The 24976-nt window shown below is 69.0% G+C and carries 23 protein-coding genes and 1 riboswitch; of the genes, 9 read left to right on the top strand and 14 right to left on the bottom strand.

From position 1 onward, the window contains the following. Window positions 1–45 precede the first annotated feature (45 nt). From WAX14_RS23335 to WAX14_RS23325, 3 genes are read left to right on the top strand one after another with little or no spacing between them, the layout of a single operon-like run. Window positions 46–858 (top strand): carotenoid biosynthesis protein, encoded by an 813-nt coding sequence (locus WAX14_RS23335; RefSeq protein WP_422630418.1) that lies wholly within the window; start codon window positions 46–48, stop codon window positions 856–858. A 32-nt stretch (window positions 859–890) separates the two neighbouring features. Continuing rightward, complete coding sequence (locus tag WAX14_RS23330; RefSeq protein WP_422630417.1) at window positions 891–1601, top strand: LppM family (lipo)protein; 711 nt, start codon at window positions 891–893, stop codon at window positions 1599–1601. 1 nt (window position 1602) lies between these two features. Beyond that, entirely contained in the window at window positions 1603–2742 is a 1140-nt protein-coding gene (locus WAX14_RS23325) for a glycosyltransferase (protein ID WP_422630416.1), read from the top strand. A gap of 20 nt (window positions 2743–2762) precedes the next feature. On the opposite strand, the gene metF is transcribed toward WAX14_RS23325, so the two are convergent. After that, window positions 2763–3743, bottom strand: coding sequence for a methylenetetrahydrofolate reductase [NAD(P)H] (gene metF, locus WAX14_RS23320; RefSeq protein WP_422630415.1), 981 nt, complete (start codon window positions 3741–3743; stop codon window positions 2763–2765). A 151-nt stretch (window positions 3744–3894) separates the two neighbouring features. Here metF and WAX14_RS23315 point away from each other — a divergent pair, with 151 nt between their 5' ends. The 4 genes from WAX14_RS23315 to WAX14_RS23300 all read left to right on the top strand — a co-directional run bounded on the left by WAX14_RS23315 (window position 3895) and on the right by WAX14_RS23300 (window position 9125). Further along, the gene (locus tag WAX14_RS23315) at window positions 3895–4953 is read left to right on the top strand and encodes a polyprenyl synthetase family protein (protein WP_422630414.1); all 1059 of its coding nucleotides are present in this window, start codon (window positions 3895–3897) and stop codon (window positions 4951–4953) included. Further along, a complete protein-coding gene (gene crtI, locus WAX14_RS23310) occupies window positions 4953–6539 on the top strand; it encodes a phytoene desaturase family protein (protein WP_422630413.1) in 1587 nt (528 codons plus the stop codon). The genes WAX14_RS23315 and crtI overlap by 1 nt, the downstream gene beginning before the upstream one ends. A 71-nt stretch (window positions 6540–6610) precedes the next feature. Continuing rightward, complete coding sequence (locus WAX14_RS23305) at window positions 6611–8230, top strand: alpha-(1->6)-mannopyranosyltransferase A (RefSeq protein ID WP_422630412.1); 1620 nt, start codon at window positions 6611–6613, stop codon at window positions 8228–8230. After that, window positions 8223–9125 (top strand): phytoene/squalene synthase family protein, encoded by a 903-nt coding sequence (locus WAX14_RS23300; RefSeq protein WP_422630411.1) that lies wholly within the window; start codon window positions 8223–8225, stop codon window positions 9123–9125. The genes WAX14_RS23305 and WAX14_RS23300 overlap by 8 nt, the downstream gene beginning before the upstream one ends. 67 nt (window positions 9126–9192) lie before the next feature. Here WAX14_RS23300 and WAX14_RS23295 read toward each other — a convergent pair whose 3' ends face one another. Continuing rightward, window positions 9193–9564: an Rv2175c family DNA-binding protein gene (locus tag WAX14_RS23295; RefSeq protein ID WP_422630410.1), complete on the bottom strand. Its 372-nt coding sequence runs from the start codon at window positions 9562–9564 to the stop codon at window positions 9193–9195. A 149-nt stretch (window positions 9565–9713) separates the two neighbouring features. Here WAX14_RS23295 and WAX14_RS23290 point away from each other — a divergent pair, with 149 nt between their 5' ends. Next, window positions 9714–11756: a PASTA domain-containing protein gene (locus WAX14_RS23290; RefSeq protein WP_422630409.1), complete on the top strand. Its 2043-nt coding sequence runs from the start codon at window positions 9714–9716 to the stop codon at window positions 11754–11756. A 205-nt stretch (window positions 11757–11961) separates the two neighbouring features. Here WAX14_RS23290 and WAX14_RS23285 read toward each other — a convergent pair whose 3' ends face one another. From WAX14_RS23285 to WAX14_RS23230, 12 genes are all read right to left on the bottom strand, one after another. Further along, entirely contained in the window at window positions 11962–13347 is a 1386-nt protein-coding gene (locus WAX14_RS23285; RefSeq protein ID WP_422630408.1) for a class II 3-deoxy-7-phosphoheptulonate synthase, read from the bottom strand. 59 nt (window positions 13348–13406) lie between these two features. Beyond that, window positions 13407–13898, bottom strand: coding sequence for a polyadenylate-specific 3'-exoribonuclease AS (locus WAX14_RS23280; RefSeq protein ID WP_422630407.1), 492 nt, complete (start codon window positions 13896–13898; stop codon window positions 13407–13409). 103 nt (window positions 13899–14001) lie between these two features. Next, entirely contained in the window at window positions 14002–14757 is a 756-nt protein-coding gene (locus tag WAX14_RS23275) for a lysophospholipid acyltransferase family protein (RefSeq protein WP_422630406.1), read from the bottom strand. Window positions 14758–14886: 129 nt separating this feature from the next. After that, window positions 14887–15867, bottom strand: a complete 981-nt coding sequence (locus tag WAX14_RS23270; RefSeq protein WP_422630405.1) for an ROK family protein — start codon at window positions 15865–15867, stop codon at window positions 14887–14889. A 14-nt stretch (window positions 15868–15881) separates the two neighbouring features. Further along, a complete protein-coding gene (locus WAX14_RS23265) occupies window positions 15882–16298 on the bottom strand; it encodes a hypothetical protein (RefSeq protein ID WP_422630404.1) in 417 nt (138 codons plus the stop codon). Then, window positions 16295–17521, bottom strand: coding sequence for an ArsA family ATPase (locus tag WAX14_RS23260; RefSeq protein WP_422630403.1), 1227 nt, complete (start codon window positions 17519–17521; stop codon window positions 16295–16297). Before WAX14_RS23260 ends, WAX14_RS23265 begins: the two co-directional genes overlap by 4 nt. A gap of 8 nt (window positions 17522–17529) precedes the next feature. After that, complete coding sequence (locus WAX14_RS23255) at window positions 17530–17967, bottom strand: SRPBCC family protein (protein ID WP_422630402.1); 438 nt, start codon at window positions 17965–17967, stop codon at window positions 17530–17532. A 95-nt stretch (window positions 17968–18062) separates the two neighbouring features. Next, on the bottom strand, window positions 18063–18452 hold the full coding sequence (locus tag WAX14_RS23250) for a polyketide cyclase / dehydrase and lipid transport (protein WP_422630401.1): 390 nt from the start codon (window positions 18450–18452) through the stop codon (window positions 18063–18065). Between the two features lie 42 nt (window positions 18453–18494). Then, the gene (locus tag WAX14_RS23245; RefSeq protein ID WP_422630400.1) at window positions 18495–19622 is read right to left on the bottom strand and encodes a glycosyltransferase family 4 protein; all 1128 of its coding nucleotides are present in this window, start codon (window positions 19620–19622) and stop codon (window positions 18495–18497) included. Window positions 19623–19676: 54 nt separating this feature from the next. Then, on the bottom strand, window positions 19677–21050 hold the full coding sequence (locus WAX14_RS23240) for a hypothetical protein (RefSeq protein ID WP_422630399.1): 1374 nt from the start codon (window positions 21048–21050) through the stop codon (window positions 19677–19679). Between the two features lie 53 nt (window positions 21051–21103). Then, a complete protein-coding gene (locus WAX14_RS23235; protein ID WP_422630398.1) occupies window positions 21104–22150 on the bottom strand; it encodes an NlpC/P60 family protein in 1047 nt (348 codons plus the stop codon). A gap of 159 nt (window positions 22151–22309) precedes the next feature. After that, window positions 22310–22879: a C40 family peptidase gene (locus WAX14_RS23230; RefSeq protein ID WP_422630397.1), complete on the bottom strand. Its 570-nt coding sequence runs from the start codon at window positions 22877–22879 to the stop codon at window positions 22310–22312. A gap of 12 nt (window positions 22880–22891) precedes the next feature. Then, window positions 22892–23056, bottom strand: a riboswitch (cyclic di-AMP (ydaO/yuaA leader). A gap of 466 nt (window positions 23057–23522) precedes the next feature. Between WAX14_RS23230 and WAX14_RS23225 the strand changes: the two genes are divergently transcribed. After that, window positions 23523–24976 (top strand): DEDD exonuclease domain-containing protein (locus tag WAX14_RS23225; protein ID WP_422630396.1); only part of this gene is annotated, 1454 nt, incomplete at its 3' end.

Below are 24976 nucleotides of genomic sequence, written 5' to 3'. Positions count from 1 at the left end.
CACCGGCGGCGGGCCGGTGCGCCGCTTCGTCCGCCGGTTCACCCGTTGACCCCGAAGAATGCGCCTGCGATCTCACTCGCTGTCGCGGCGGTCGCCGCGCAGATCGTCTATCCCCTCGTCGACGGTTCCTCGCGGGACACCGTCACCGTGCTGGTGGTGGCGCTGCTGGCCGCCGCGTGTCTCGCCCACGCCGTGACGCACCGGGGCGCAGCATGGGCGGCGGGCCTGTTCGTGATCTCGGCCGGTGCGGGATTCGCATCCGAGGTCGTCGGCACAGCGACCGGATACCCCTACGGGTGCTACGTCTATGCCACCGACCGACTCGGGCCCGCACTGTTCGACGTGCCGCTGGTGGTGCCGCTGGCATGGACCGCTGGTTTATATCCCGTGTGGTGTGTGGCGACGCGGCTGACCCGTCGACCCGCAGTACGGATCGCGGCGACCACGGTCGGCATGGTCGGATGGGATCTGTACCTGGATCCGCAGATGGTCGCGGACGGGCAGTGGACGTGGTGCCACGGTTCCGGCCTTCCCGGGCTCACCCACATCCCGCTCTCCAACTATGCGGGATGGCTGATGGTGGCCGCCGCGATGGCCACCGCGCTCACCGCGCTCGATCGGGTGGCTCGGCGACCGCGGGGCGGCGACGCGGTACCGGTCGCACTGTTCCTGTGGACGTGGCTCGGGTCGGCGCTTGCCCACAGTGTGTTCCTCGATGCCCCGGAACTCCAATGGTCGGCCCTGTACGGATTCGTGGTGATGGGGTTGCTCGGCGCTCCGCTCCTGAGGTCGCTACGCCGCGACAACCGAGCACAACGGAACCGGCGGCGACGCGCCGCAACACCCCAGGACCTCTGACATCCTCGCAGGATGCTGGCACGATATCTGCTGTGCAGCCGTCCCTCACCCCTGCTCGCCGCCGACCGATCCGGCTGGCGGCGCTCGTACTCCTGTTGCTTCCTCTGCTCACCGGATGCCTCCGCGCCCAGATGACAATGGGTGTCTCAGCCGACGACCGGGTGTCCGGGCAGATCGTCGCCGCGACCATCCCCATCGACGAGAACGACAAAGGTCCGCAACTCGTCGTCCCGAACTCGCTCGCCGGACGCGTCCGTGTCCAGGAATACGCGCAGGACGGCTACGTCGGCACCCAGGTGTTCTTCAACGACCTGTCGTTCGGCGACGTGCAACAACTCGGTGCGATGACCGATCAGAGCGCAGGGTCGTTTCAGATCTCACTGCAGCGGGCGGGTGACCTCGTCGCTCTCACCGGCAAGGTCGACCTCGAATCGGTACCCGCGCAGGGCACGGATGTGCAGTTCACGATTGCGTTCCCCGCCCGGATCGCCACCACCAACGGCACCCGCGAATCCGACTCCGTTGTCACCTGGAAACTGCCCGCCGGGGACGTCACGAACCTGCGTGCCGAAGTTCGCTACGCCGATCCCAATACGCGTGGTTTCGCCGGATGGGCCGGCATCGTCGCCGGCGTCACACTCGGGGTGGCCCTGATCATCGGCGGCCTGGCCTGGCTCAACCGCAACCCGGCACCGGGCCGCACATCGACGGGCGGACCGGACTCCGATTCCGACGACTCGTAATATGAGCGCCGTGGCCACCCGAATCGGGGCCGCAGTGGCCCTGTTCGGCGCATGCGTCGCCGCCGCCAACCGGATGACGTTGCCCCGCCTCGAACCCGACGGAGCCACCACCGAACCGATCACCGTCCTCGTTCCCGCCCGCAACGAAGCGCAGCGGGTGCCGGAACTCCTCACCGACCTGCGTGCCCAGCGTGGAGTGCCCAGGATGCGGGTGATCGTGTTCGACGACGACTCGTCCGACGGCACCACCGCCGCCGCGCGCCGCGCCGCAGCCGGGGACGACCGCATCGAGGTGGTACACAGCACCGCGCCGCCGCCTGCGGGATGGACCGGAAAGGCCGCCGCGTGCGCCCATGCCTACCGGATCGCCGGCCCGCGGGCTCGCACCGGCGTGGTCGTGTTCGTCGATGCGGACGTGCGGCTGGCACCCTCTGCGTTGGCCGCCGCGGTGACATCGCTGCGACGGGCACAAACCGATCTGCTCGCTCCCTGGCCTTTCCAAGTGGCCGGGTCCCCCGCCGAACGGCTCCTCCAGCCGCTGTTGTGCTGGTCCTGGTTCTCGTCACTGCCGGTAGTGGTGGGCAATCGCACCGCGCGACCGTCGATGGCTGTCGCGTGCGGTCAGTTTCTGGTGTTCGACGCTCAGGCGTACGCCGCGATCGGAGGCCATGCCGCGGTCGCAGCGAGCCCGACCGACGATCTCGATCTCGCCCGCACACTCCGCAGGGCAGGTCGACGCACGACGGTCGTCGCCGCCGGACCGCTCGTGTCGTGCCGCATGTATCTCGATCACCGCGCGCTCTCCGACGGCTACCTCCGCTGGTTGTGGTCGGCGTTCGGCTCCTCTGCCGGTGCTGCCGTGGTCGTCGCCGGTTACGCGCTCGGCTATCTCGTGCCGCCGGTCGCCGCGATCGCCGGGCGCGGAACCGTCCGCCGCTGGGGGCTGGTCGGCGTCGGCGCAGCATTTCTGTCACGTACTCTCGCCCGGTCTGCCGAACGCGGTACGGCCGTGACCGGCGCAGACGTGGCATCCGCGTTGGCGCATCCGGCGGCGATCGCCGGATTCGGCGCCCTGACCGCAGTCTCACTGCATGCCCGGCGTATCGGCCGGACCACCTGGAAGGACCGGGTCCTGCCCTGAACCGCTCGGCGGGAGGGCCCTCAGGCGGGCTGAACGACCGGAGCCGACATCTCGATGCCGAGCCGCGCCAGCACCTCGCGGGTCGCACGAGCGAAGTTCAGGGTGATGAAGTGCAATCCGGGTGCACCCTCGGCGATGAGCCGTTCGCACATCTCGGTAGCGACCTCGATACCGACATCGCGAACCGCGGCCCGATTTTCCTCCGGGCCGTCGCCTGCTGCCCGGACGAGACGCTCCTCGAGCTGAGCCGGGAGCCGCGATCCCGACAATTCGAGGCTGCGGCGCGCGGTCCGCAACGACGTGATCGGCATGATCTCGGGAACGATCGGTTTCAGTGCCTGCTCCGCGTCGCACGCAGCGACCCGGTCACGCAACCGCAGGTAGTGCTCGACATCGAAGAACATCTGCGTAATCGAATACTCGGCACCTGCGCGGAGCTTCTGCACCAGGAACCGGGTGTCGTGATCGAGATCCGGCGAGCGATGATGACCCTCGGGGAACGACGCCACACCGACATGGAAGTCACCGAGCTCACGCACGAGCCGAACCAGTTCCTCGGCGTGCCCGACCCCCTGCGGATGCTGGGTCCATTCCCCCAGCGGATCACCCGGCGGATCCCCGCGCAGTGCCAGGATGTTGCTGATTCCGCGATCCGCGTACGCGCCCACCATCGCACGCAACTCGTCGATGCTGTGCCCCACCGCGGTCAAGTGGGCCACCGGCAGCAGAGTTGTCTCCTCGGCCAGCTGACCGGTGACGCGGACGGTGCGATCCCGGGTCGAACCGCCGGCACCGTAGGTCATCGACACGAATGCGGGTCCGAGCCGTTCGAATTCGCGCACGGCCCGCCAGAGTCGCGCCTCGGCATCCGCATCGCGGGGTGGCGAGAACTCCACCGAGAACGGGATGCGACTGTGGGAGGGAGCCCGCAACCGGTCGACGATCGACGGCGTGCGGGAGGCCCGGCCGTCCTGGCCCCCGCTGACGGAATCGGATGTCACCCGACCAGCATAGGTGGCCGGACAACGGTGAGTTCCCCTCGCCCCCGATAGGGTGGGCTCCGGTGCCGCGGCGCCCCATCGGCGCGGCGCCTGACCATCGACCAGGAGGAATCCCCTGTCCACCGGATCTACTCACCTTCCGTCCTCGTTGTTGCCCGAACTCGTCGAGGGCGCACTGCGGGAATTCTTCGTCTCCCGCGCCGCGGTGATCGGCGCGGTCGGTGGCGGCTACCCCGATGCGGTCGCCGCACTCGAGTCGTTCGTGTTGCGCGGCGGCAAGCGGGTACGACCGGCGTTCGCGTGGACCGGATGGATCGGCGCCGGCGGTGACCCGACCGGTTCGGACGCTGCCGCGGTGCTGCGTGCGTGCTCGGCTCTGGAACTGGTACAGGCCGGTGCGCTCGTGCACGACGACATCATCGACGCGTCCACCACGCGCCGCGGATTCCCGACCGTGCACGTCGAATTCGCGGAGCAGCACCGCTCCGCGCAGTGGCGGGGTGTCCCCGAACGGTTCGGTGAGGCGGTGGCGGTCCTTCTCGGCGACCTGGCGCTGGTGTGGGCGGACGACATGCTCCGCGAGGCGGGATTGGACGCGGCGACCACCGCCCGGATCACCCCGGTGTGGTCGGCGATGCGCACCGAGGTGCTGGGCGGCCAGTTCCTCGACATCGCCGGTGAGATGGCCGGCGACGAATCGGTCGAGGCGGCGCTGCGGGTGAACCGGTACAAGACCGCGGCGTACACGATCGAACGCCCGTTGCATCTGGGCGCTGCCCTCGCCGGAGCGGACACCACGCTCGTGGATGCGTATCGCCGCTTCGGGACGGACGTGGGAATCGCGTTCCAGTTGCGCGACGACCTGCTCGGGGTGTTCGGCGACCCGACGGTCACCGGGAAGCCGTCCGGGGACGATCTGCGCGCGGGGAAACGGACCGTTCTGTTCGCTCTCGCGCTCACCGCGGCCGACGCGACAGATCCGGCGGCGGCACAGTTGCTGCGCGACGGGATCGGCACCGACCTGACCGACGACCGGGTCGAGGACATGCGCGGGGTCATCACCGAACTCGGTGCCGTCGACCAGGTCGAAAGACGGATCGCCGCGCTCACCGAGGAGGCGTTCGCCGTCCTCGACGCATCCGACACGACCGACGAAGGGAAGGCGTTGCTGCGCGACTGGGCGTTGGCCGCGACGCGGCGCACAGCCTGATGCGCACCGTCACCGAGGCCGGGCGCGTCGTCGTGGTCGGTGCAGGTCTCGCCGGCCTGTCGGCGGCGCTGCACCTGCGGGGGGACGGTCGCGAGGTCGTCGTCCTCGAACGCGATCGGGCGGTCGGCGGCCGGGTCGGCACCCACGCCGGGCCCGGCTACGAGATCGACAACGGCGCCACCGTCCTGACGATGCCGGAATTGATCGCCGACGCACTGAACGCGGTCGGCGCGGATTTCACGTCGGTGGATCCGCCGCTGCGTATCCACGCGATGGCACCCGCCTATCACGCCCGGTTCGCCGACGGCAGCGGCCTCGACGTGCATTCGGATCCCGAGCGGATGGTCGCGGAGGTCACCCGGGTCTGCGGCCGGGACGAAGCGCGCCGCTACCTGCGCCTTCGCCGGTGGCTCGCGGACATCTTCGACGCCGAGTTCGCCCGCTTCATGGACGCGAACTTCGACTCGCCCCTCGATCTGGTCGGCTCCGCGACGTCGGTGCGCGATCTGCTGCGGCTCGTGCGACTCGGTGGTTTCGGCAGGCTCGGCGCCCAGGTGAACCGGAAAGTCACCGACCCGCGACTGCGGCGCATCTTCACGTTCCAGGCGCTGTACGCGGGCGTCGCGCCCGCGCGGGCGCTCGCCGTGTATGCGGCGATCGCCCACATGGACACCTCGCTCGGGGTGTTCTCCGTCGACGGGGGCATGCGCTCGGTGGCACGTGGTCTCGCCGATGCGCTGGTGACGGCGGGAGGCACTGTGCGACTCGGCGCGGACGTCGACGATCTCGAGTTCGACGGTCGCCGGGTGGTCGCGGTGCGCACCGTCGGCGGCGACCGGTATCCGTGCGACGCGGTGGTGCTGACACCGGATCTGCCGGTCGTCGACACACTGCTGCCGCGACCGCGGCTTCGTCGCACCGTGGCGTCCCCGTCCGCGGTGGTACTGCACGGCACGATCCCGACGGCCGTCAGTGCAGGTTGGGGCCGACACCACCACACCATCGACTTCGGCGCGGCCTGGGAGAGCACGTTCGCCGAGATCACCGCGCGACGCGGTCGTGGGCGGCTGATGCGCGACCCGTCGTTGCTGATCACCCGGCCCGCGCTCAGCGACCCCGACCTGCTGCTGACCCGCAACGGTGCCGAACACGAACCGCTGTCGGTTCTCGCGCCCTGCCCGAACCTGGACAGTGCTCCCTACGACTGGCAGGCACTCGGTGTTCCGTATGCGGCCGAACTGTGCGGTGTCCTCGAACGACGCGGCTACGGGGGGATCACCGCCGGCTTCCGCATCGATCGGGTGGACACGCCCCGGACCTGGCTCGACCAAGGCATGCTCGACGGCAGCCCGTTCGGCGGTGCTCATCTGTTCCGGCAGACCGGTCCGTTCCGTCGACGCAACCTCGATCCGAAATATCCGAATGTGGTGCTCGCCGGGTCCGGCACCGTCCCCGGGGTCGGCGTGCCGACCGTGCTGCTGTCGGGTCGACTGGCCGCGGAACGACTCGGTGTCGAACGCCGGTCCGGCCCGGTACCGATCGTCCCGAACGGCATGGTGGACGGCGCGGTCCCGCGACTCCACTAAACTGTTCTTTCATTCGTCGATCACCTGCACTGCGCCGCGGCGTGTGCATCAGGGGGAGGAAACCGTAAACCATGTCGTCCCCTGCTGCCCCGGATGCCGCGTCGGAGGTCTCGCCGACCGTCGGCGGGAGAGTCCTACTGCCCGGCCGACGTGTCGGTTCCTTCGTCCGCAGTCCGGCCGGGAACGCCGCGGCGCTCGGGGCTGCCGGGGCCGCGCTGCTCGCCTTCGGTAGTTTCGGTGCCGGAAGTGTCCGCAGGGAGGATCCCCTGCTCGAGGCTCTGTTCTTGTCGTGGCTGAGGTTCGGGCACGGGTTACTGCTGTCGACGATCCTGGTGTGGGCCGGGGTTCTGCTGATGGTCGCCGCGTGGGTTCGGCTCGGCCGAAGTGCTCGCGCCGGCGAGGTCGGTCTCCGCGACACCTGGAAGGTGTTGCCCGTGTGGGTGGCACCGCTGCTGATCGCGACCCCGATGTTCAGCCGCGACGCGTACTCGTACCTGGCTCAGGGCGCGATGCTGCGGGACGGTTTCGATCCGTATGTCGACGGTCCGGTCGTCAATCCCGGTGTCCTGCTCGACAATGTCAGCAACGTGTGGACGACCACGACGACGCCGTACGGCCCGGTCCACCTACTGCTCGGGGCCGGCATCACGTCGTTGACCGGTGACAATGTCGTATTGGGCACGTGGTTGTGGCGACTGCTGATGCTGCCGGGTCTGGTTCTGATGGCGTGGGCGGTGCCGAAACTGGCGCGCAAGATGGGCGGCGATCCGACGATCGCCCTGTGGCTGGCCGTGCTCAATCCGCTGGTGCTGATCCACCTCGTCGGCGGTGTCCACAACGAACTGCTCATGGTCGGCCTGATGACCGCAGGCATCGTGCTCGTGCTCGAACGTCGGCACGTCGGCGGTATCGCACTCGTGTCGCTCGGTGCGGCGATCAAGGCGACAGCGGGTTTGGCCCTGCCGTTCCTGATCTGGGTGTGGATGGTGCACGAACGCGACCGGGCGCGGGAGGAGGGCCGTGAGCCCGCCGCACCGGTCCGGTTGTTCGTCAGGACGGCGGGCATCGGCGTCGTGGTGTTCGCCGCCGTGTTCGGCGCGACCTCCGCGTTCGCCGGTGTCGGGATCGGCTGGCTGACGGCCTTGTCCGGGTCGTCGAAGATCATCAACTGGTTGTCGCTTCCGACGATGACGGCTCACGTCATCACGTGGTTCACGCCGTGGCGTCTCGGGTCGGTGCTCGAGGTGACCCGCCTGATCTGCATGGTGGCGCTCGTGGTGATTCTGGTGTGGGCGTGGTGGCGATTCCGCCGGACCGAACGTGATGCGATCCTCGGCATCGTGGTGGCGTTGACCGCGGTCACGGTCCTGTCCCCCGCGGCGCTGCCGTGGTACTACTCCTGGCCGCTCGCTGTCGCCGCGGCCTTCGCGATGTCGACCCGGACGCTGATGGTGCTGGTCGGCCTGTCGACCTGGCTGATGGTGATCTTCAATCCGAACGGATCGATCGGCATGTACAACATCGCGCACGTGGCCGTCGCGGTCGTCGTGTCGGTGGTTGCCGCGCTGTCGTTGCGCACGGTCGATCCACTGCACCTGCGTTCCCGGCGCCCCGCACCCGTGTCTGCTCCGCCGTCGGCGGCCCCGGCACCGGCAACAGCGGTACCCACGGCGCCACCGGACAGTGACTGAGCCGCTGGCCGATGCGTTCCGGCACTGTGAGAGGCTGACCGCCACCCACGGACGCACCTACCACCTGGCGGCGCGGTTGCTGCCTCCGGACCGTCGCACCGGCGTGTACGCGCTCTACGGGTTCGCGCGGACCGTCGACGACATCGTCGATGTCACCGCTGTGGGAGACCCCGCGACGGCATGTCGGGAAGTCGACGCGATGCTGGCGCGACTGCACGCCGCGCTCGCCGGCGATCCCGGGCCTGCCGACGCTGTGGGACTCGTCGTGCGGGCCGTGGCCGAGACGATCGTCCGGTACCGGATTCCCGTCGGTCATTTCGACGCGTTCGTGCGATCGATGCGGATGGACATCCCCGGTACCGCGGAGTTCCGCGAGCGCTACCGCGACATGGCGGAACTGCACGAATACATGTACGGGTCGGCAGCGGTGATCGGACTCCAATTGCTACCGGTCTTCGGCGTCGACGAGCCCGACCGGGCAGCCCCGTACGCGGCCGCACTCGGCACCGCATTCCAATTGACGAATTTCGTGCGGGACGTCGGCGAGGACCTGTCGCGCGGACGGATCTATCTGCCTGCCGACGTCTGGTCCGCATTCGGCGTTGACGACGAGTTGCTCGGCGAGTGCCGACACACCGGCACACCCGATCCGCGGGTGCGCCGGGCGCTGGCACATTTCGTGGCACTCGCGCGAGCCGACTATCGACGCGCCGAGCCCGGACTGGCGTTGCTCCCCGACCGAATCCGCCCCGGAATCCGGACTGCGTTCGTGTTGTACGGCCGGATTCTCGATGAGGTCGAAAACTCCGGATATCGGGTCTTCGACCGCCGGGCCGTCGTGCCACGCAGACACCGGGCCGCAATACTCCTCGCGCAAGTCACGACCCGCCGCTGACATCCGCCGCACGCAGCTGCCTGGAACGACCTGCAACGAAACCCGCCTGTCGGGAAAGTTCAGCGTCTCAGAAACCCGCAGCCTGCGCCCGGCGCACGACTTCGCGCGCCGAGTGGGTACGCAACGCGGCTGCCGCGCTGCCACCGTCGAGCGAGTCGTCCGCGCTGAACAGCCAGGTCAGAATCTCGCCGTCGCTGAAACCGCCGTCGTGGAGAACCGCGATCAGGCCCGGCACGCTCCGGAGAACCTGGCCGTCCTCGCCGAAGAAGGCTTCCGGCACACTCAGGACACCGTCGCGCTTGATCGCCAGGAGCTGGCGATCGCGCAGCAACTGATGGACGCGGGTGATGACGAGGCCGAGTTGTTTCGACACATCGACGAGTTGCAGCACCGGCACCGAAGGGTCCAGCACGTCGTCACAGAACGGAATTGCACTCACCCGGGTAACGTTATCGGGTTCGATCCGCAGTGTGCACGAGACCGTCCCTTCCGGCGCTCTGGCTACGATCGACTGGGGTGAACGGCCCCACCCACACAGGAACCGACCGACGTCGCGCTGCGCCGTCGCAGAACACGGGGGTACACCGCGTGACCGCTGGAGGCGACCGCATGGTCGGCATCGTGCTCGATGGGCGCTACCGGATCGAAGCGCCCATCGCCAGAGGCGGCATGTCGACGGTGTACCGCGGAACCGATCTGCGGCTCGACCGGCCGGTCGCGGTGAAGGTCATGGATCCCCAACTCGCCGCCGACCCCCAGTTCCGGACTCGTTTCGAATTCGAGGCGCGTGCGGTCGCGAAGCTCAGCCATCCCGGGCTGGTCGCCGTGTACGACCAGGGACTGGACGGGGAACACGCGTTCCTGGTGATGGAACTGGTGGAAGGCGGCACGCTGCGTGAACTGCTGCGCGAACGCGGCCCGATGCCCCCGCATGCGGCAGCCGCCGTGACGGCGCCCGTGCTCGGTGCGCTCGCCGTCGCGCACCGAGCTGGGCTGGTTCATCGCGATGTCAAACCCGAGAACATCCTGATTTCCGACAGCGGTGAGGTCAAGATCGCAGATTTCGGCCTGGTGCGTGCCGTGGCCGCGGCGACGACGACGTCCCGCAGCGTGATTCTCGGTACGGCCGCGTACCTGTCGCCGGAACAGGTGACGGTCGGGAACGCCGATGCACGCAGCGACGTGTACTCGGCGGGCGTCGTCCTGTTCGAGATGCTGACCGGACGGACACCCTTCACCGGCGACACGTCGCTCTCGGTCGCCTATCAGCGGGTCGAGAAGGACGTGCCCGATCCCGGCTCCTGCATCGACGGGGTGCCGCCGGAATTCGATCGCCTGGTCCGCCGTGCCACCGAACGCGAACCCGGTCAACGATTCGACGACGCGGGAACGATGGCGGAGGCGCTGGGCGAGGTGTGCGACACACTGCAGTTGCCCCGCTACCGAGTCCCCGCGCCGCGCCCTACCGGCCGGCAGGACGCCGCAGAGCCCGGCGCGTCGTCGTCTCCCGTTGCCGCGCAACCCGTCGAGACGGGTGCCGCGACCGTGTCCCCGCAGGCCCCCTCACCGTCACCGGCCTCGGCGGTGACCGTCGTGCATTCGGGTGCACCAGCCACGGCAGTGATGTCCCCGGTTCCGGCCGGGTCCGCACCGATGGCGACGCAGCACACTCGGGTCGCTACCACGGCGCAACAGTCGCGTGCGTATGTGCCGGCGCCGGTACAGCGGCCGGACTACGCGCTCGAACGGCGAACCCAGCGACACCGGACACTCGGCTGGATCATCGCTGTCCTGGTGGTCGCGCTTCTCCTCGGCTACGGCGGATGGTGGCTCGGCGCGGGGCGGCTGGCGACGGTACCCGTGATCGCCGGGTTGGACCGGGTGGCCGCGGTGTCCGCGCTGGAGGCGTCGGGTGTGCCGACCGAGATCCGCGGCGAGTACTCCGACGACGCCCCACTCGACGCCGTGCTCGGCACCGACCCGGTCGCCGGTGAACGGGTCAGCGACGGGGAGACCGTCGCGCTGCTGGTGTCGCTGGGCCGGCCGACGGTCCCCAAGCTGCCCGGCGGCGGCGACCGCACGACCGTCGAGGACGAACTGCGCCGCCGCACGTTCGAACCGGTCGACGGCGGCACCGCATTCAGCAATACGGTCCCCGAGGGTGGGGTCGCTGCGCTCGATCCGGGTCCCGGCACGGAACTGGCGGTCGGTTCGTCGGTGAAGGTGATCGTCAGCAAGGGTTCGTCGCCGGTCGAGATGCCCGACGTGTCGGGCAAGAAACCCGATGCTGCCCGGTCTCAACTCGAGCAGGCGGGGCTGACCGTCGTCGACACGCGGGAGGTGTTCGATCCGGACGTCGACAACGGCCAGGTGTCGACGACAGATCCCGCGGCGGGCACCAGGGTCGGCGCCGGCAGCGGCGTCACACTCCTGGTCTCCAATGCCGTCAAGATCCCGTCACTGCTCGGCCGGACGGTGTCCGCGGCCCGCGACGAACTCGAGCGGCTCGGACTCGACGTCGAGGTGCGACAGGTCGCGGGCACGGACCGGTCGGTGGTGATCGGCCAGAGTCCGGGTGCCGGCGATCGGGTGGAGCCGGGCAGCACCGTCACGCTGACCGCCCTGCCCTGACCCTTCCCCCCGAGACGCCGCACGCCGATTCGGCGGAGCGGCGGGATCGCCGGTGAGCGAGTGGTCCACCCAGTCGATCTGATAGTGCGAGGGATACATTCGCTCGGGAAAGGGTGAAGGGGGTCGCGCCCCGGGTTCACGAGCGAATCCGACCCCGCTCGCACTCATCGAGGGTGAGCGGGATCGGCAGCGGCGACCGTGTGGGTCAGCCGCGAAGCATCTCGGCGACGAGGAACGCCAGTTCGATGGACTGCTGGGTGTTCAGTCGCGGGTCGCACGCCGTCTCGTAACGGCCGTGCAGGTCGACATCGGAGATGTCCTGGGCGCCGCCGAGGCATTCGGTGACGTCCTCACCGGTGAGCTCGACGTGGATGCCACCCGGGTGGGTACCCAGCGCGTGGTGCACCTCGAAGAACCCCTGGACCTCGTCCACGACGCGATCGAAGTGCCTGGTCTTGTAGCCGGTCGACGACTCGTGGGTGTTGCCGTGCATCGGATCGCACTGCCAGATCACCTGATGACCGGTCGCCTGAACCTTCTCGATGATCGCGGGCAGCAGGTCGCGCACCTTCCCGTTGCCCATCCGCGAGATCAGGGTCAGGCGACCGGGCTTGTTGTGCGGGTCGAGCCGTTCGACATATTCGGCCGCCTGATCCGGCGTGGTGCTCGGGCCGACCTTGAGTCCGATCGGGTTGGAGAGCAATTCCGCGAACGCGATGTGCGCGCCGTCGAGCTGACGGGTGCGATCACCGATCCACAGGAAGTGCGCGGACAGATCGTACAACCGGGGTTGTCCGTCGGACTCGTCCAGGCGCAACATGGCGCGTTCGTAGTCGAGTACGAGCGCCTCGTGGCTGGCGTAGATCGTCGCGGCCCGCAGGTTGGGGTCGATCACGCCGCAGGCGTCCATGAAGCGCAGGCCACGGTCGATTTCCGAGGCGAGCGCCTCGTACCGGGCGCCGGCCGGGGACTTCGACACGAACTCCCGGTTCCAGTCGTGGACGCGATGCAGGTCGGCTTCCCCGCCCGAGGTGATGGCACGCACGAGGTTCATCGCGGCGCTGGCGTTGGCGTACGCGCGGACCAGACGCGAGGGGTCGTGGTGCCGGACCGCGGCGTCGGCGACAATCGAGTTGACCATGTCGCCGCGGTAGGACGGAAGACCGAGTGCGTCGGTGTCCGACGAGCGGGGCTTGGCGTACTGTCCGGCGATCCGAGCGACCTTCACGACCGGCAGCGACGCACCGTAGGTGAGAACGACGGCCATCTGCAGCAGAGTGCGAATGTTGCCCTTGATGTGCGGTTCGGTGTTGTCGGCGAACGTCTCGGCGCAATCCCCGCCCTGCAACAGGAATGCCTCACCGCGGGCGACGGCGGCGAGTTGGTCCTGCAACTCGACAACCTCGCGGGGCACCGTGATGGGAGGCACGCTCTCCAGCACGGTGCGCATCGCGGATGCCTGATCCTGCGGCCAATTCGGCTGCTGCAACGCCGGCTTGGCGAGCGCGGCATCGAGTTGCTCGCGCATCTCGTCCGGCAGCGGGGGCAATTCGGGCAAGCGATCGATCGGCACGTCGACAGTCCAGTTCACGCACACCAGGATATTGCCCTTTCCCGCTGGAGGTCACGCGCCCTGCGAAACCGGCGGGTTCACCGAGCGCGTCGGGCCGCTTCGATCGCCTCGAACTTCGCCAGATTGTGGCGGGCGTCGGCGAGCGCATCGTGGTTGTCGTCCGGGACCGGCGGCAGCAGCGGCCGTCCGTGTTGTTCCCAGTGCTGCCGCAGTTCTCTGGTGAACCGTGGCAGCGAGTCGGGTAGTTCGGGCATGGCACCCCACAACTGCGCAAGAACGACGTGGTCGTAGGCACCGATCCACGCCCACAATTCGGGCTGGATGCCGGGCCGCGGGATCAAGAAGGCCAGCAGATCGTCGCGGATCTTCGACCGGGACTTCCACGCGGGATGCGCGTCGGGCGGCAGCTTCGGCAGGACGTTGCGCCGCACCCAGGGGCCGGCTCGGTCGGGATCGAAATCGGTGGACACCGCATAGAATTCGCGGCCGTCCTCGCAGGCAACACCGATCGACACGAGCTCGATGGTCCGGCCATCCTCGATGAACTCGCAGTCGTAGAAGTAACGCACGTGCGGACATTATGCCCGATGTCTGCGCGCGGCAATGCCCTGCATCGGGTGGCGGCGTCCGGTTTCGGTTCGGGCGGGACCTGCCGCCACCGTCCTCGCCGGTTCAGCCGGCCTGGGTATCGGGAAGCCGGTCTGCGTCGGGGACCACCGGTGCCGGCGCCGTGGTCTCACCGGCGGTCTTCGGCTCGGTCGCCTTCTTCAGCGTGGCCGCATAGATGTCGACGTATTCCTGCCCGGAGAGTTGCATCAGCGCGTACATCACCTCGTCGGTGACGGTCCGCTCGACGAAGCGGTTGCCGCCCATCCCTTCGAAGCGGGAGAAGTCGATCGGCTCACCGATCCGCACGGTGATCTTCGCCGGCCGCCACATCTTCGATCCGATCGGATTCATCCGGTCCGTTCCGATCATCGCGACGGGAATGACCTTGACTCCGGTTTCCAGCGCCAGACGTGCCATGCCCGTCTTGCCCTTGTAGAGCCGCCCGTCCGGCGAGCGAGTGCCCTCGGGGTAGATGCCGAGCAGCTTGCCTTGGTCGAGCACTCGCACACCGGCATTCAGCGCATCCTGGGCGGCATCGGCGCCGGTGCGGTCGATCGGGACCTGGCCGACCGCGGAGAAGAACCAGCGCTGGAATCCACCCTTGAGACCGGTGCCCGTGAAGTATTCGCTCTTTGCGAGGAAGGTGATGCGGCGGCGCACCATCAGCGGCAGGTAGAAGGAATCCAGCACGGCCTGATGGTTGCTCGCGAGAATCGCCGGTCCGTCCGACGGGATGTTCTCTCCGCCTTCGATTTTCGGGCGACCAATGAGATACAGCAGCGGCCCCAGCAACACACATTTGACCAGCCAGTACCACATGGCATTCCTTCCTGACCGCGCCCGCACCACCACGAAGCACTCGACGATCGACTCTACGTCCACGTGGTGCCGGCGTGCACGCCGTGGCCGACCCGCCCCGAGGTCGCCGATGCGGACGTGACGAGTATCTCAGTCGGACGGGCCGATCCTGCCGGCGTGCGCCGGACCGCGAGCGAGGTCCGCGGCACCGATCAGGCCCGCCGCGTCTCCCAGGTGGGCGGCGCGGATCCGCGCGAGCGGGCGATGCCCCGCACCGGTGAGTGCCGTGGCATAGCGGTCACGCGCATCGTCGAGAAACAACGACGCCGAACCCGCGACGCCGCCGGCAATGACCACGAGTTCGGGATCGTAGATGTCCGCAACAATCGCCAGTCCGATACCGAGCCAGCGTGAGAACTCTGCCATCACGGCGACCGCCAGGACGTCCCCGTCCTGCGCTGCCCCTGCGATGCGGCGACCGGTGAGTGATCCCGGATCGGCTGCTACCTCGCGCGCGAGCACCGAACGGCCACGAACGGACGGCAGCAGGTCCACGGCGGTATCCACCAGGCCGGTGCCACTGCAATACCGCTCCCAACATCCGCGTTTGCCGCACGCGCAGGCCCGGCCGTTCGGAACCAACTGCAGATGCCCGAGTTCCGGCGCGACACCGTGCGCGCCGCGATAGAGACGACCGTCGAGGAGCAGCGCCGCACCGATGCCGGTGCCGATCGCGACGAGCACCACCGTTCGACCGCCTGCCGCAGCACCGAACCGGTACTCGGCCCACGCGGCGGCATTGGCGTCGTGTTCGAGGACGACGGGCATCGCGAACCGGTCGGTGAGCCGCTGCGCGAGCGGTGCGTCCACCCACGCCAGGTGCGGCGCGAACAGCACGGTGCGACGGTCGGCCGCGAGGAAACCTGCGATGGCGAGCCCGACCGCAGACACGTCGTTGCGGTCGGCCAGATCCCGCACAGCACTGTCGAGGGTGTCTTCGAGCGCTCCGACCGAAGCCGGCGTCGCCGCGCGCACCGAGTCGACGATCGCACCCGAACCGTCCACGACCGCAGCGCGGATACTGGTGCCCCCGACATCGATCCCGATCGTCAGCCGTTCCGATGCTGGCATTTCGACTCCTACCGTCAGGGACGAATCGTCACCGGGATGGAGACGAATCCGCCGCCGCGGTCGGCCGGTTCGGGCGGCGTCGACTCCGATCCGCCGGAGCCGGGCGCTGCCGGCAGATAACGTGCGAGCAGTTCGCGGATCAGCGCGATGATCGCAGCGATCTGGCCGGCGAGCCGGGTGAGCAGTTCGTGGGGTTCACCCTGGATCAGCGCGGCGATCGCGCAGACCGGGCACCATGCGCACCCACCGGACGATGCCGCTGCCGCGCCGACTGTGTCACTGCCGGTTGTGTCGCTGCCGGTTGTGTCGCTGCCGGTTGTGTCGGGTTGATGCGCGGCCGCGTACTGCTGGACGGCACGGTCCACCCGGTCGAGAACGGCCTCGGCGAGCAGAACCAATTCGGTGACGAGGGCATCGTGGTCAGAACTCACTGCGGCCACACCGCCGGATCCGGAACGAACCGGACGAGCAGGTCGCCGCCGTCGAATTCCGCACCGGAGACGGTGCAGCGTCGCAGACCGGAGGCGAGCCGGATGCGGCGGCGGATCCCGTCCGCACCGACGACCAGGTCGTCGTCGACCCGGCCCAGCGTCAAGGTCGCCGGATCTGCCAGCGGAAGATGCATCCGCATCGTGTACACCGAATCCACCCCCGTCCCCGATTCGTGGTCCACCCGCACCGGGCTCGAATCGACAGCCGATGCCCCCCGACGATCCCCGTCGTCGCGGTACAGCGCCTGCGCGAGCACCCCGAGAGACGCCAACCCTACCGGTTCCGCGGCATGCCGCTCACACTCGCGAACCGGGACGTCGGTGACGGAGGAGATGATGTCACGGAGAACGGTCTGTTGCGCCGCGCGTTGCGTGTCGAGCCAGTCCGCTGCTGCCCCGGAGCCGGCGCCGAAGTCCGGTACGAGACCGTTGACGATCACGCTGTCGAGTCGCAACCCGGACAGTGCCGTCCACGACCGCAGTCGGCGCAGTTCGGCGGCGCCGACCCGGTCCGCGGTGCCGACGAGGGTCACCGACGTCGACGTCCGGTCCGCGAGCAACTCGCGGATCTCCACGATCCGGTCGAGGATCCGGTCGAACAAGGCCACGATCAGGCCGAGGCGCAGGTCCGGGCCGGTGGCAGCGTCGATTCGGCTGTGCTGCGGCCAGATCCGTTCGACATAGTCGGCGACCATTCGAGGCGCGATCAGCATGCCGAATGCCGCGGCCGCCGAGGGACAGTCGACGACGACGGTGCGAAGCGGGTCGTGCGCAAGGAGCCGAGCGACCTCGTGGAGGGCGAGGACCTCCTGGACGCCGGGCATTCCCGTGATCTCCTCCGGTGCGGGCATCGCGAAGCCACCGGCATGCTCGTGGTCGGCACCCGCGGCGGCGAGCAGCGTCGCCAACGTCGCGAAGCGTTGTTCGAGCAGCGCGAGCGAGTCGATCTCGAGGATGTCGAGACCGGCGGCGACGGATCTGACGGCACCGGGCGTGCGTTCGAGTCCGAACACATCCGACAGCGCGGGCGCCTGGTCGAGCGACACCAGCAGGACCGGGTGCTCCGGGTCCGCGAGAGCAACAGCGGTGGCTGCTGCCATGGTGCTCGTGCCTGCCCCGCCCTTGCCGACGAACAGGCGCAGCCGGGCTGCGGGGTGGCCCATGTGCTCGCTCAGCCCTCGACCTGCTTCTTGAGTTCCTTGAGCGCGGTGTCGGTGATGACCTTCTCGGCCTTGCGCTTGAACAGCCCGATCATCGGGATGGTGAGGTCCACGGTCAGTTCGTAGTCGACGGTGGTGCCGCCGTCCGCGGCGTCGGAGAGCACGTACGACCCGGACTGCGCCTTCTGGATCTCACCGGATTCGAGTTCCCAGCTCACCGACCGTCCGTCCGGTGCCCACGTGTACCGCAGAACGTAGGTGTCCTTCACGATGCCCGCGTCGAGCACGAATCGGACGCGCTCGGCGCGGCCACCCTCGAGGGTGGCGAGCACCTCGACCGACTTCGCCGCCGCAACCCAGGTCGGATACTCGTCGAAATCCGCGATCGCGGCCATCACCCGATCGGCCGGGGCAGCGATGGTGATCGACCGCTTGGTCTTCTCGGCCATGCGATGACGTTTCCTTTCCGTCTCATCCCCGGCCACATTCCGGGACGGTTGTCTGCACCACACCGTAACGGTCGCGGCCGTCCGCGTCCGACCGGTCAATCCTGCGGGGGCTCCCCCGCCGGACGGCCCGCCTCGAGCTGTCGCTTGATCTCGAAGGTCATCCGCTTCCCCGCGACCCTGCGCTCGCGGTTCAGCTCGGCGAGGTCGAGCAGACCCGCCCGGCCGGGTGCGACCCCGGTCGGCTCGCAATGCAGAAAGTAGTGGACGATCGCACCGTCGAGCATCTCCTCGAGCCACACTTCCATCGTGCCGTTCAGCGGGCCGGTGACCGCCCAGCGAATCCCCTTCTCACCGCGATCTTCCCGAACGGTGAGTGCCAGATCGGGCCACCAACTGCGCCACCGCTCGGGGCGCGCGACGGCGGCCGCGATGCGCGCGGGTGCCGCGGCGATGAAGGTCTGGTCCGACACCTGAATGCTGCTCACGGGGAAAGCTTCACATATCGCCGCTCCCGGCCCGCTGCTGGGTCAGGTCAGCATCCGGCGAAGCTTCGCGCCGAGGGTGTCCCAGCGCCATTCGGAACCCACCCACGCTCGGCCGGCCGCGCCCATCGCGGCAGCGCGATCACGGTCGGCGAGCAGGTCGGAGACGGCGTCGGCGATCTCCGCGATGTTCGTGCCGTCGACGACCATCCCGGTCTCCCCCTCCCGCACCGTCTCGGGTGCACCGCCGGACCGTCCCGCCACGACGGGGACGCCGGTCGCAGACGCTTCGAGATAGACGATGCCGAGCCCCTCGACGTCGAGTCCGGCGCCACGGGTCCGGCACGGCATGGCGAAGACGTCGGCGACGGTGTGATGTGCGGCGAGTTCCGCCGCGGGGACTCCCCCGGTGATCACGACATGCTCGTCGACACCGACCTGCCGGACCAGTTCGCGCAGCCGGCCCTCGTGGGGACCGCCGCCGACGATCACGAGTACTGCGCCGTCGATGCGGCGCCGAATCTGCGGCAGCGCACGGATCAGCATGTCTTGTCCCTTGCGGGGCACCAGCCGCGACAGACACAGCACGGTGGGTCGGTCGCCGAGCCCGTATCGGGCACGCAACTCGGCGCGCGCGGCCGGATCCGGCCGGAACACCTCGGTGTCCACACCGGACGGCAGGTGCTCGAGTCCGGCGTCCGGCCCGAACGCGGATGCGAAACGTCCACGCGTGTAGCGGCTGACGAAGGTGACGGTGTCGGTCTCGTCGCCGATCCTGCGTAGCGCGGCGCGCGCACCGGGCAGCATCGACCATCCGACTTCGTGCCCGTGGGTGCTGGCCACGATGGTGCGGGCACCCGCGCGCCGAAGCGCCGGTGCGAGCAACGCCAGCGGCGCGGCAGCCCCGAACCAGACGCTGTCGCACTCGTGCTCGGTGACCAGTCGCGCCGCGCGCCGCGCCACCAGCGGGGTGGGCAGCATCAGAGTGGTGGGGTGTCGGACCACCTCGAAGGGTTGCCGAGCGTCGAATGTCGTGTGGCTGTCGCCGCGCCATCGAGGTGCGTACACCACGAGTTCACCTGCCGGCAGTTGCCCCGCGAACGACTGCAGGTACGACTGGATCCCGCCGGGCCGGGGCGGAAAGTCGTTCGTCACCAACAATGTTCGAGGCATGCTGTGCACCCTATCGGTGGCGATCCGGTCGCTTCGTCGGCGGGCATACCGAAACTACTGGGCGGGTGCGCCGAGCCGGCGGTCGATCCACCGCCCCCAGGTCGCGACGAATGCGTCGGTGTCCGCGCCGAGTACATCCGTCAGCGCCGCGTCGAGTCCCGGTTCGTCGACCGGACCGTGCGCGAGCCGACGGTACAGTTCGGTCAGCCGTTCGGATCCGTAGTTGTCGGCCGTGTACGCCGCGATGGACCAGGCCTTCTCGTAGGCGAGCACGGACCGGTCACCGGCGAACTCGGCGTCGTCGGGCAGCGCGGACGGGATGCCCGTGCGGGTCACGGTGTCGCTGAGTGTCGGTGCTGTCCTGCGGAAGTCCTCGTCCGTACCGCGGTACCCGATGTAGTCGGCGTATCCCTCGAGGATCCACAGTGGAGAACCGTCGACGGTGTGGGCCCGGGCCGCGATGTGAGTGAGTTCGTGTCGTAGCACGGCCCGCAGTCCGTCCTCGGTGAGGCGGTCGCCGGTGGCCGGGCTGAACACGATCCGCTGCCCGGTGGCTCGTCCCGCGTCCGGGTCGACCGCGTCGGACACCGCGACCGCGGCGACGCCGTCGCCGTTGTAGCGGTCACCGACCTGGTGGGTGAACTCGTCGTGGGAGGCGGTGACCAGGACCAGGCTGCTCCGTGCCCATTCCTGTCCCCATACCTGGTCGACGGCGTCGACGGCCGATCGCATTTCACCGGCGATCGCGTCGATCAACTGTTCCTGTTCGGGATGTCCGATCACCAGTGAGGTCCCGCCCGGCCGCAGGCCACCGGATTCGACGGGTGCGACGGATTCGACCGGTTCGACAGTTTCCACGACGAGTGGCCCGAAGTCCCACGGTCCCCGCCACGTGTCCCGGCCGCCGCCGGGTTCGTCGTCGACCAGACGCCAGCCGTCGTCGCGCCGCACGACGACGACGGCGACGGGCTTGCGGGTCGACTCGGCGTCGATTCCCTCGATCGCATAGCGCAGGTAGGCCGTGTGCGTCTGCGCCTGGTCCGCCCCCAGCCGGGCCACGACGTCCGGGGGCGCGGACGTGGCCGGTTCGGCACTGAGCTCGTATCCCCAGTCGACGAGAGGCACCTGCGACAACGCAGCAGATCTGCTCAGTTCGGCCTCGAGGAACCCGGGTCGTGCCTGGTCGTCGACGAGATCACCCATCGCATCGACATCACCGGTCCGGACTGCGATCGCCCAGGTGTCGAGCAGCGTCTGAACCTCGTCGCGTTGCGTCGCGACGGATTCGGATTCGGGTTCGGATGCCGTGCTGTCGTCCGGCACGAACAGCACCAGGGGAACGACGGCCGCGACGACGGCCGCGAATCCGGCGACTGCGAGCCGCTCCCAGCGCCGGGCGCGCCGGGTGGAGGGTGAGGATTCGGGCACGGCGGACAGTGTAGGCGGGACCCGTCCCCGCAAGAGTGGCCGGACGAACGACGTCAGTAGCGACGGGCGCTGTGGAACGGGAAGCTGTCCACCGACTGGACCTTGACAGGTACACCGAACGTCGAGGCGTGCACAATGTTGCCGTCTCCTGCGTACAAGCCGACGTGAGACGCGTCATTGTAGAAGATCACCACGTCGCCGGGCTGCAGCTGGTCCCGCGAGACCGGTGTGCCGCCCTGCGCCTGCGCCTGACTGGACCGCGGCAGGTTCTTGCCGACCTGGCGATAGGCCCACACGACGAGGCCGGAGCAGTCGAACTGGTCGGGGCCGGTCGCGCCCCACACGTAGGGATCGCCGATGCGGGTCATCGCGGCCCGCAGCGCGGCCGATCCGGTGCCGGGGGCGAGTTTGGACAGGATCGTCGCGGCGTCGACACCCGGCGGGAAGGGGGTGCCGGCGAGCACTGCCTTCTCGTCGTCGCTGAGTTCCGCGAAGGCGGCATACACGTCGTCGATCTGCTTCTGGAGGTCGGCGCGTTGCCGCTCGAGCTCGTCGCGCAGGGTCCGGGACTGCTCGGCGGCGATCCGGGCCGCGTCGGCAGACCGTTCCGATGCCGCTGCGGCCAGGGCTGCGGCGTTGTTCGCTACCCGGTAGCCATCCACGTCGTCGGCGGTCTGCTGCGCGATGACACCGAGTGCCGACATCTGATCGAGCAGTTGCTGCGGCGAATCGCTCACGAGGACCGAGTACAACCGGTTGGTGCGTGCGCCGCGATAGTTCGCGGCCGCGAGCTTGTCGATGGTGGGCCGGAAACGGTCCACGTCGGCCTGCGCGAGGGCCAGGACATCCCGATCGGCGGCGAGGCGTGCGTCGGCGTCGTGCTCCGCAGCTTGTTTGGCCTCGAGGTCGATGCCGGCGTTGTGGAGCGCCTCGTTGGTCTGTTCGGATCTGCGCGACAGATCTGCGAGGTGTTCGAGGGCTGCGGTCGGGTTGTCGACGGCCGGATCGGCGATCGCGGGCGGCGCGGTGATGCCCACTGCGAGGAGCGCTCCGGCCACCAGTCCGGTGCACAGCGTGCGCTTCGTCCTGTCGAAAACCACGAGAGCGACGTCCTTTCCCAAAGGTCTCGATCAGGTTACGGAACGGCATAGGTTTGTGTCTACCCGGCGGTAGCCAACGCCGCCGAGGCCCCGGAAATACTGTGAGGGTGGTCGGGCTCGAAGCCTGACCACCCTCACAAGTCCCGGTAGGCGACGCGATCAGAAACGGCGCGCGCCGTCGACCGGCATCGAGTTCATCGGGGCGACCTTCACGGGCTGACCCGATGTCGACGCGTGAACGATGTTGCCGCCACCGATGTAGATGCCGGTGTGGCTGCCGCCGTAGAACGAGACGACGTCACCGGGGGCCAACTCGGCGATCGACACAGACTGACCCGCGCCGGCCTGCTCGTAGCTGGTGCGCGGCACGTTCAGCCCGGCCTGCTTGTACGCCCACTGCACCAGTCCGGAGCAGTCGAACGAGCCCGGGCCGGTGGCGCCGTAGACGTAGGGCGCTCCCAGCTTGCTCTGCGCGGCATCGGCTGCGCGCTGGCCGACCGAGGTGAAGGGTGCGGTGAACGGTGCAGGTGCGGCCTGCGGGGCCTGCGGGATGAGATTGGTGATCTCCGGCGGCAGGACGACGCCCGCCGGCAACTCGACATTGCCGATTCCGGGGATGTTGATCGGGTCGGCCAGTGCGGGACCGGCCGAGAGGGTCACTGCGCCGAGCGCGAGCGCTCCGGCGACGACAGCGCGACGAACGGTGCGCATGGACTTGTGAGACGCCACGGGGGTGTTGCTCCTTCTTCCGTCATCCGCCGACCGAGTTAGCTGACGGGTTCGGGCCGGGAAGGTCGGCCCTACCCCTCGGCCGCTGATGCGACCGGAGGGGATTCACCCCAGAAACAAGTGGGTCCCCGGTACGGCCACCCGATTCCGGGCGGGCCGATTTGGCGGTGACCTAGCGGCTCCGGTCCGGTGGGCCGGAAACTCTCCGCTTGGTCTCGAGAAGATTACGAAACGGCATCGGGAAAGTCGACCGACCCGTGCACCGTATGACCGTTTTGCACGTAAACCGAGGTCGAAGGCCGACATCGCACCGCAATCGATAACGACACGATAACGACACGGTGTCGTAGTGTTCCGGCGCCGTCGCGCCGCCTCGGCACCCGCGCCTCCATATCCGAACCCCCGCGACCGCGTCCGCGCAGGTCGCACCAGCGACAGCCACCGCTCCGGACGCACGCTCGAGCACGCTTCCCTGCCCCCGACGACCGTCCTCCCCGCCGCCCCGACGATGCCGGCGCGACGACGGCCGACATGCCCTCGCTCCCCCTTCCGAAAGTCCCCTGTGATCCTCGTCTCTCCGGTCGCCGCACCCCACAACGGTCCGGTCGCACAACTGTCGGTGCCGGTTCATAACCTGATCGACATGACGTCTCCGCACCGGTCCGACTTCTCACACCCGGCCGGCGTCCAACTCACGTTCGACGAATTGGACACTCCACTACGGGACACCACCTTCGTCGTCGTCGATCTCGAAACCACCGGCGGCAGCGCCGAGAACGACGCCGTCACCGAGATCGGGGCCGTCAAGGTCCGCGGCGGAGAGGTCATCGGCGAGTTCGCCACGCTCGTCGACCCCGGCCGCGCCATTCCGCCTGCCATCGTGGAACTGACCGGCATCACCACGGCGATGGTCCGCGCCGCCCCCCGGATCGACCAGGTCCTCCCGTTGTTTCTCGAATTCGCCGCGGGCTCGGTACTGGTGGCGCACAACGCGGGATTCGACGTCGGCTTCCTGCGCGCTGCCGCCGCGCGCAACGACACCGCCTGGCCCCGGTTCCCGGTGGTGTGCACCGTGAAGCTCGCCCGCAGGGTTCTCGGGCGCGACGAGGCTCCGTCGGTGCGGCTGTCCGCGCTGGCCGACCTGTTCCGTGTCTCCACCCGCCCGACGCACCGCGCGCTGGACGACGCCCGCGCGACCGTCGACGTCCTGCACGCGCTCATCGAACGCGTCGGGAATCAAGGCGTGCACAGCCTCACCGAACTACGTGACTACATCCCGGTGATCACCGCGGAACAGCGGGCCAAACGATCGCTCGCCGCGAACCTGCCGCACCGGCCGGGGGTGTACCTGTTCCGGGGTCCGTCCGACGAGGTCCTCTACGTCGGGACGGCCGTGAACCTGCACCGGCGGGTCCGCAACTACTTCACCGGCTCCGAAACCCGCCCGCGCCTGCGCGAGATGGTCGCGCTGACCACGCGGATCGACCACGTCGAATGTGCGCACGGTCTCGAAGCCGGGGTCAGGGAACTGCGTCTGCTCGCGGCGCACGCGCCCCCGTACAACCGCAGATCGAAGTATCCGACGCGCGGCTGGTGGATCACCCTGTCCGACGACGCCTTCCCCCGGCTCGTCGTCGGCCGCACACCCGGGGCCGACGCGTTGGGTCCGTTCTCCGCGCGCGCAGCAGCCGCCGAAGCTGCCGCGACACTCGCGGACGTGTGCGGGCTGCGCACGTGCACCCGCCGGATCGCACGTGCGGGCAGGCACGGCGATCGCTGCCCACCCGAGGTGGTCGGGGGATGCAGCGCCGCCCGGCACGGTATCCAGAGCGCCGAACAGTATGCGACGCAGGTCGCGGTGGCCCGCGACCTGCTGCGCGGCAGCGACGACACCGCACTCACCCGGCTCCGCGATCGCATCACCGAACAGGCGAATGCAGAACTGTTCGAGAGCGCCGCGCGCCTACGAGACCGCGCTGCCGACGCCGTGCGGGCTCTGCGGCGCACACAGCGACTGGCTTCCCTCGCCGCCGTGGACGAACTGATCGCGGCGAAACCACGACCGGAGGGCGGTTGGGACTTCGCGGTGATCCGCGC

The organism is Rhodococcus sp. (in: high G+C Gram-positive bacteria) (genome assembly GCF_049299235.1).
In the GTDB taxonomy this organism is placed as follows: domain Bacteria; phylum Actinomycetota; class Actinomycetes; order Mycobacteriales; family Mycobacteriaceae; genus Rhodococcus.
This window is presented reverse-complemented; position numbering and strand designations above follow the sequence as displayed.

Coding starts and splice junctions, on each gene's coding strand:
- WAX14_RS23325 (WP_422630416.1), top strand. CDS start 1,603: ATGAGCGCCGTGGCCACCCGAATCGGGGCCGCAGTGGCCCTGTTCGGC.
- crtI (WP_422630413.1), top strand. CDS start 4,953: ATGCGCACCGTCACCGAGGCCGGGCGCGTCGTCGTGGTCGGTGCAGGT.
- WAX14_RS23305 (WP_422630412.1), top strand. CDS start 6,611: ATGTCGTCCCCTGCTGCCCCGGATGCCGCGTCGGAGGTCTCGCCGACC.
- WAX14_RS23275 (WP_422630406.1), bottom strand. CDS start 14,757: ATGTGGTACTGGCTGGTCAAATGTGTGTTGCTGGGGCCGCTGCTGTAT.
- WAX14_RS23270 (WP_422630405.1), bottom strand. CDS start 15,867: ATGCCAGCATCGGAACGGCTGACGATCGGGATCGATGTCGGGGGCACC.
- WAX14_RS23260 (WP_422630403.1), bottom strand. CDS start 17,521: ATGGGCCACCCCGCAGCCCGGCTGCGCCTGTTCGTCGGCAAGGGCGGG.
- WAX14_RS23255 (WP_422630402.1), bottom strand. CDS start 17,967: ATGGCCGAGAAGACCAAGCGGTCGATCACCATCGCTGCCCCGGCCGAT.
- WAX14_RS23245 (WP_422630400.1), bottom strand. CDS start 19,622: ATGCCTCGAACATTGTTGGTGACGAACGACTTTCCGCCCCGGCCCGGC.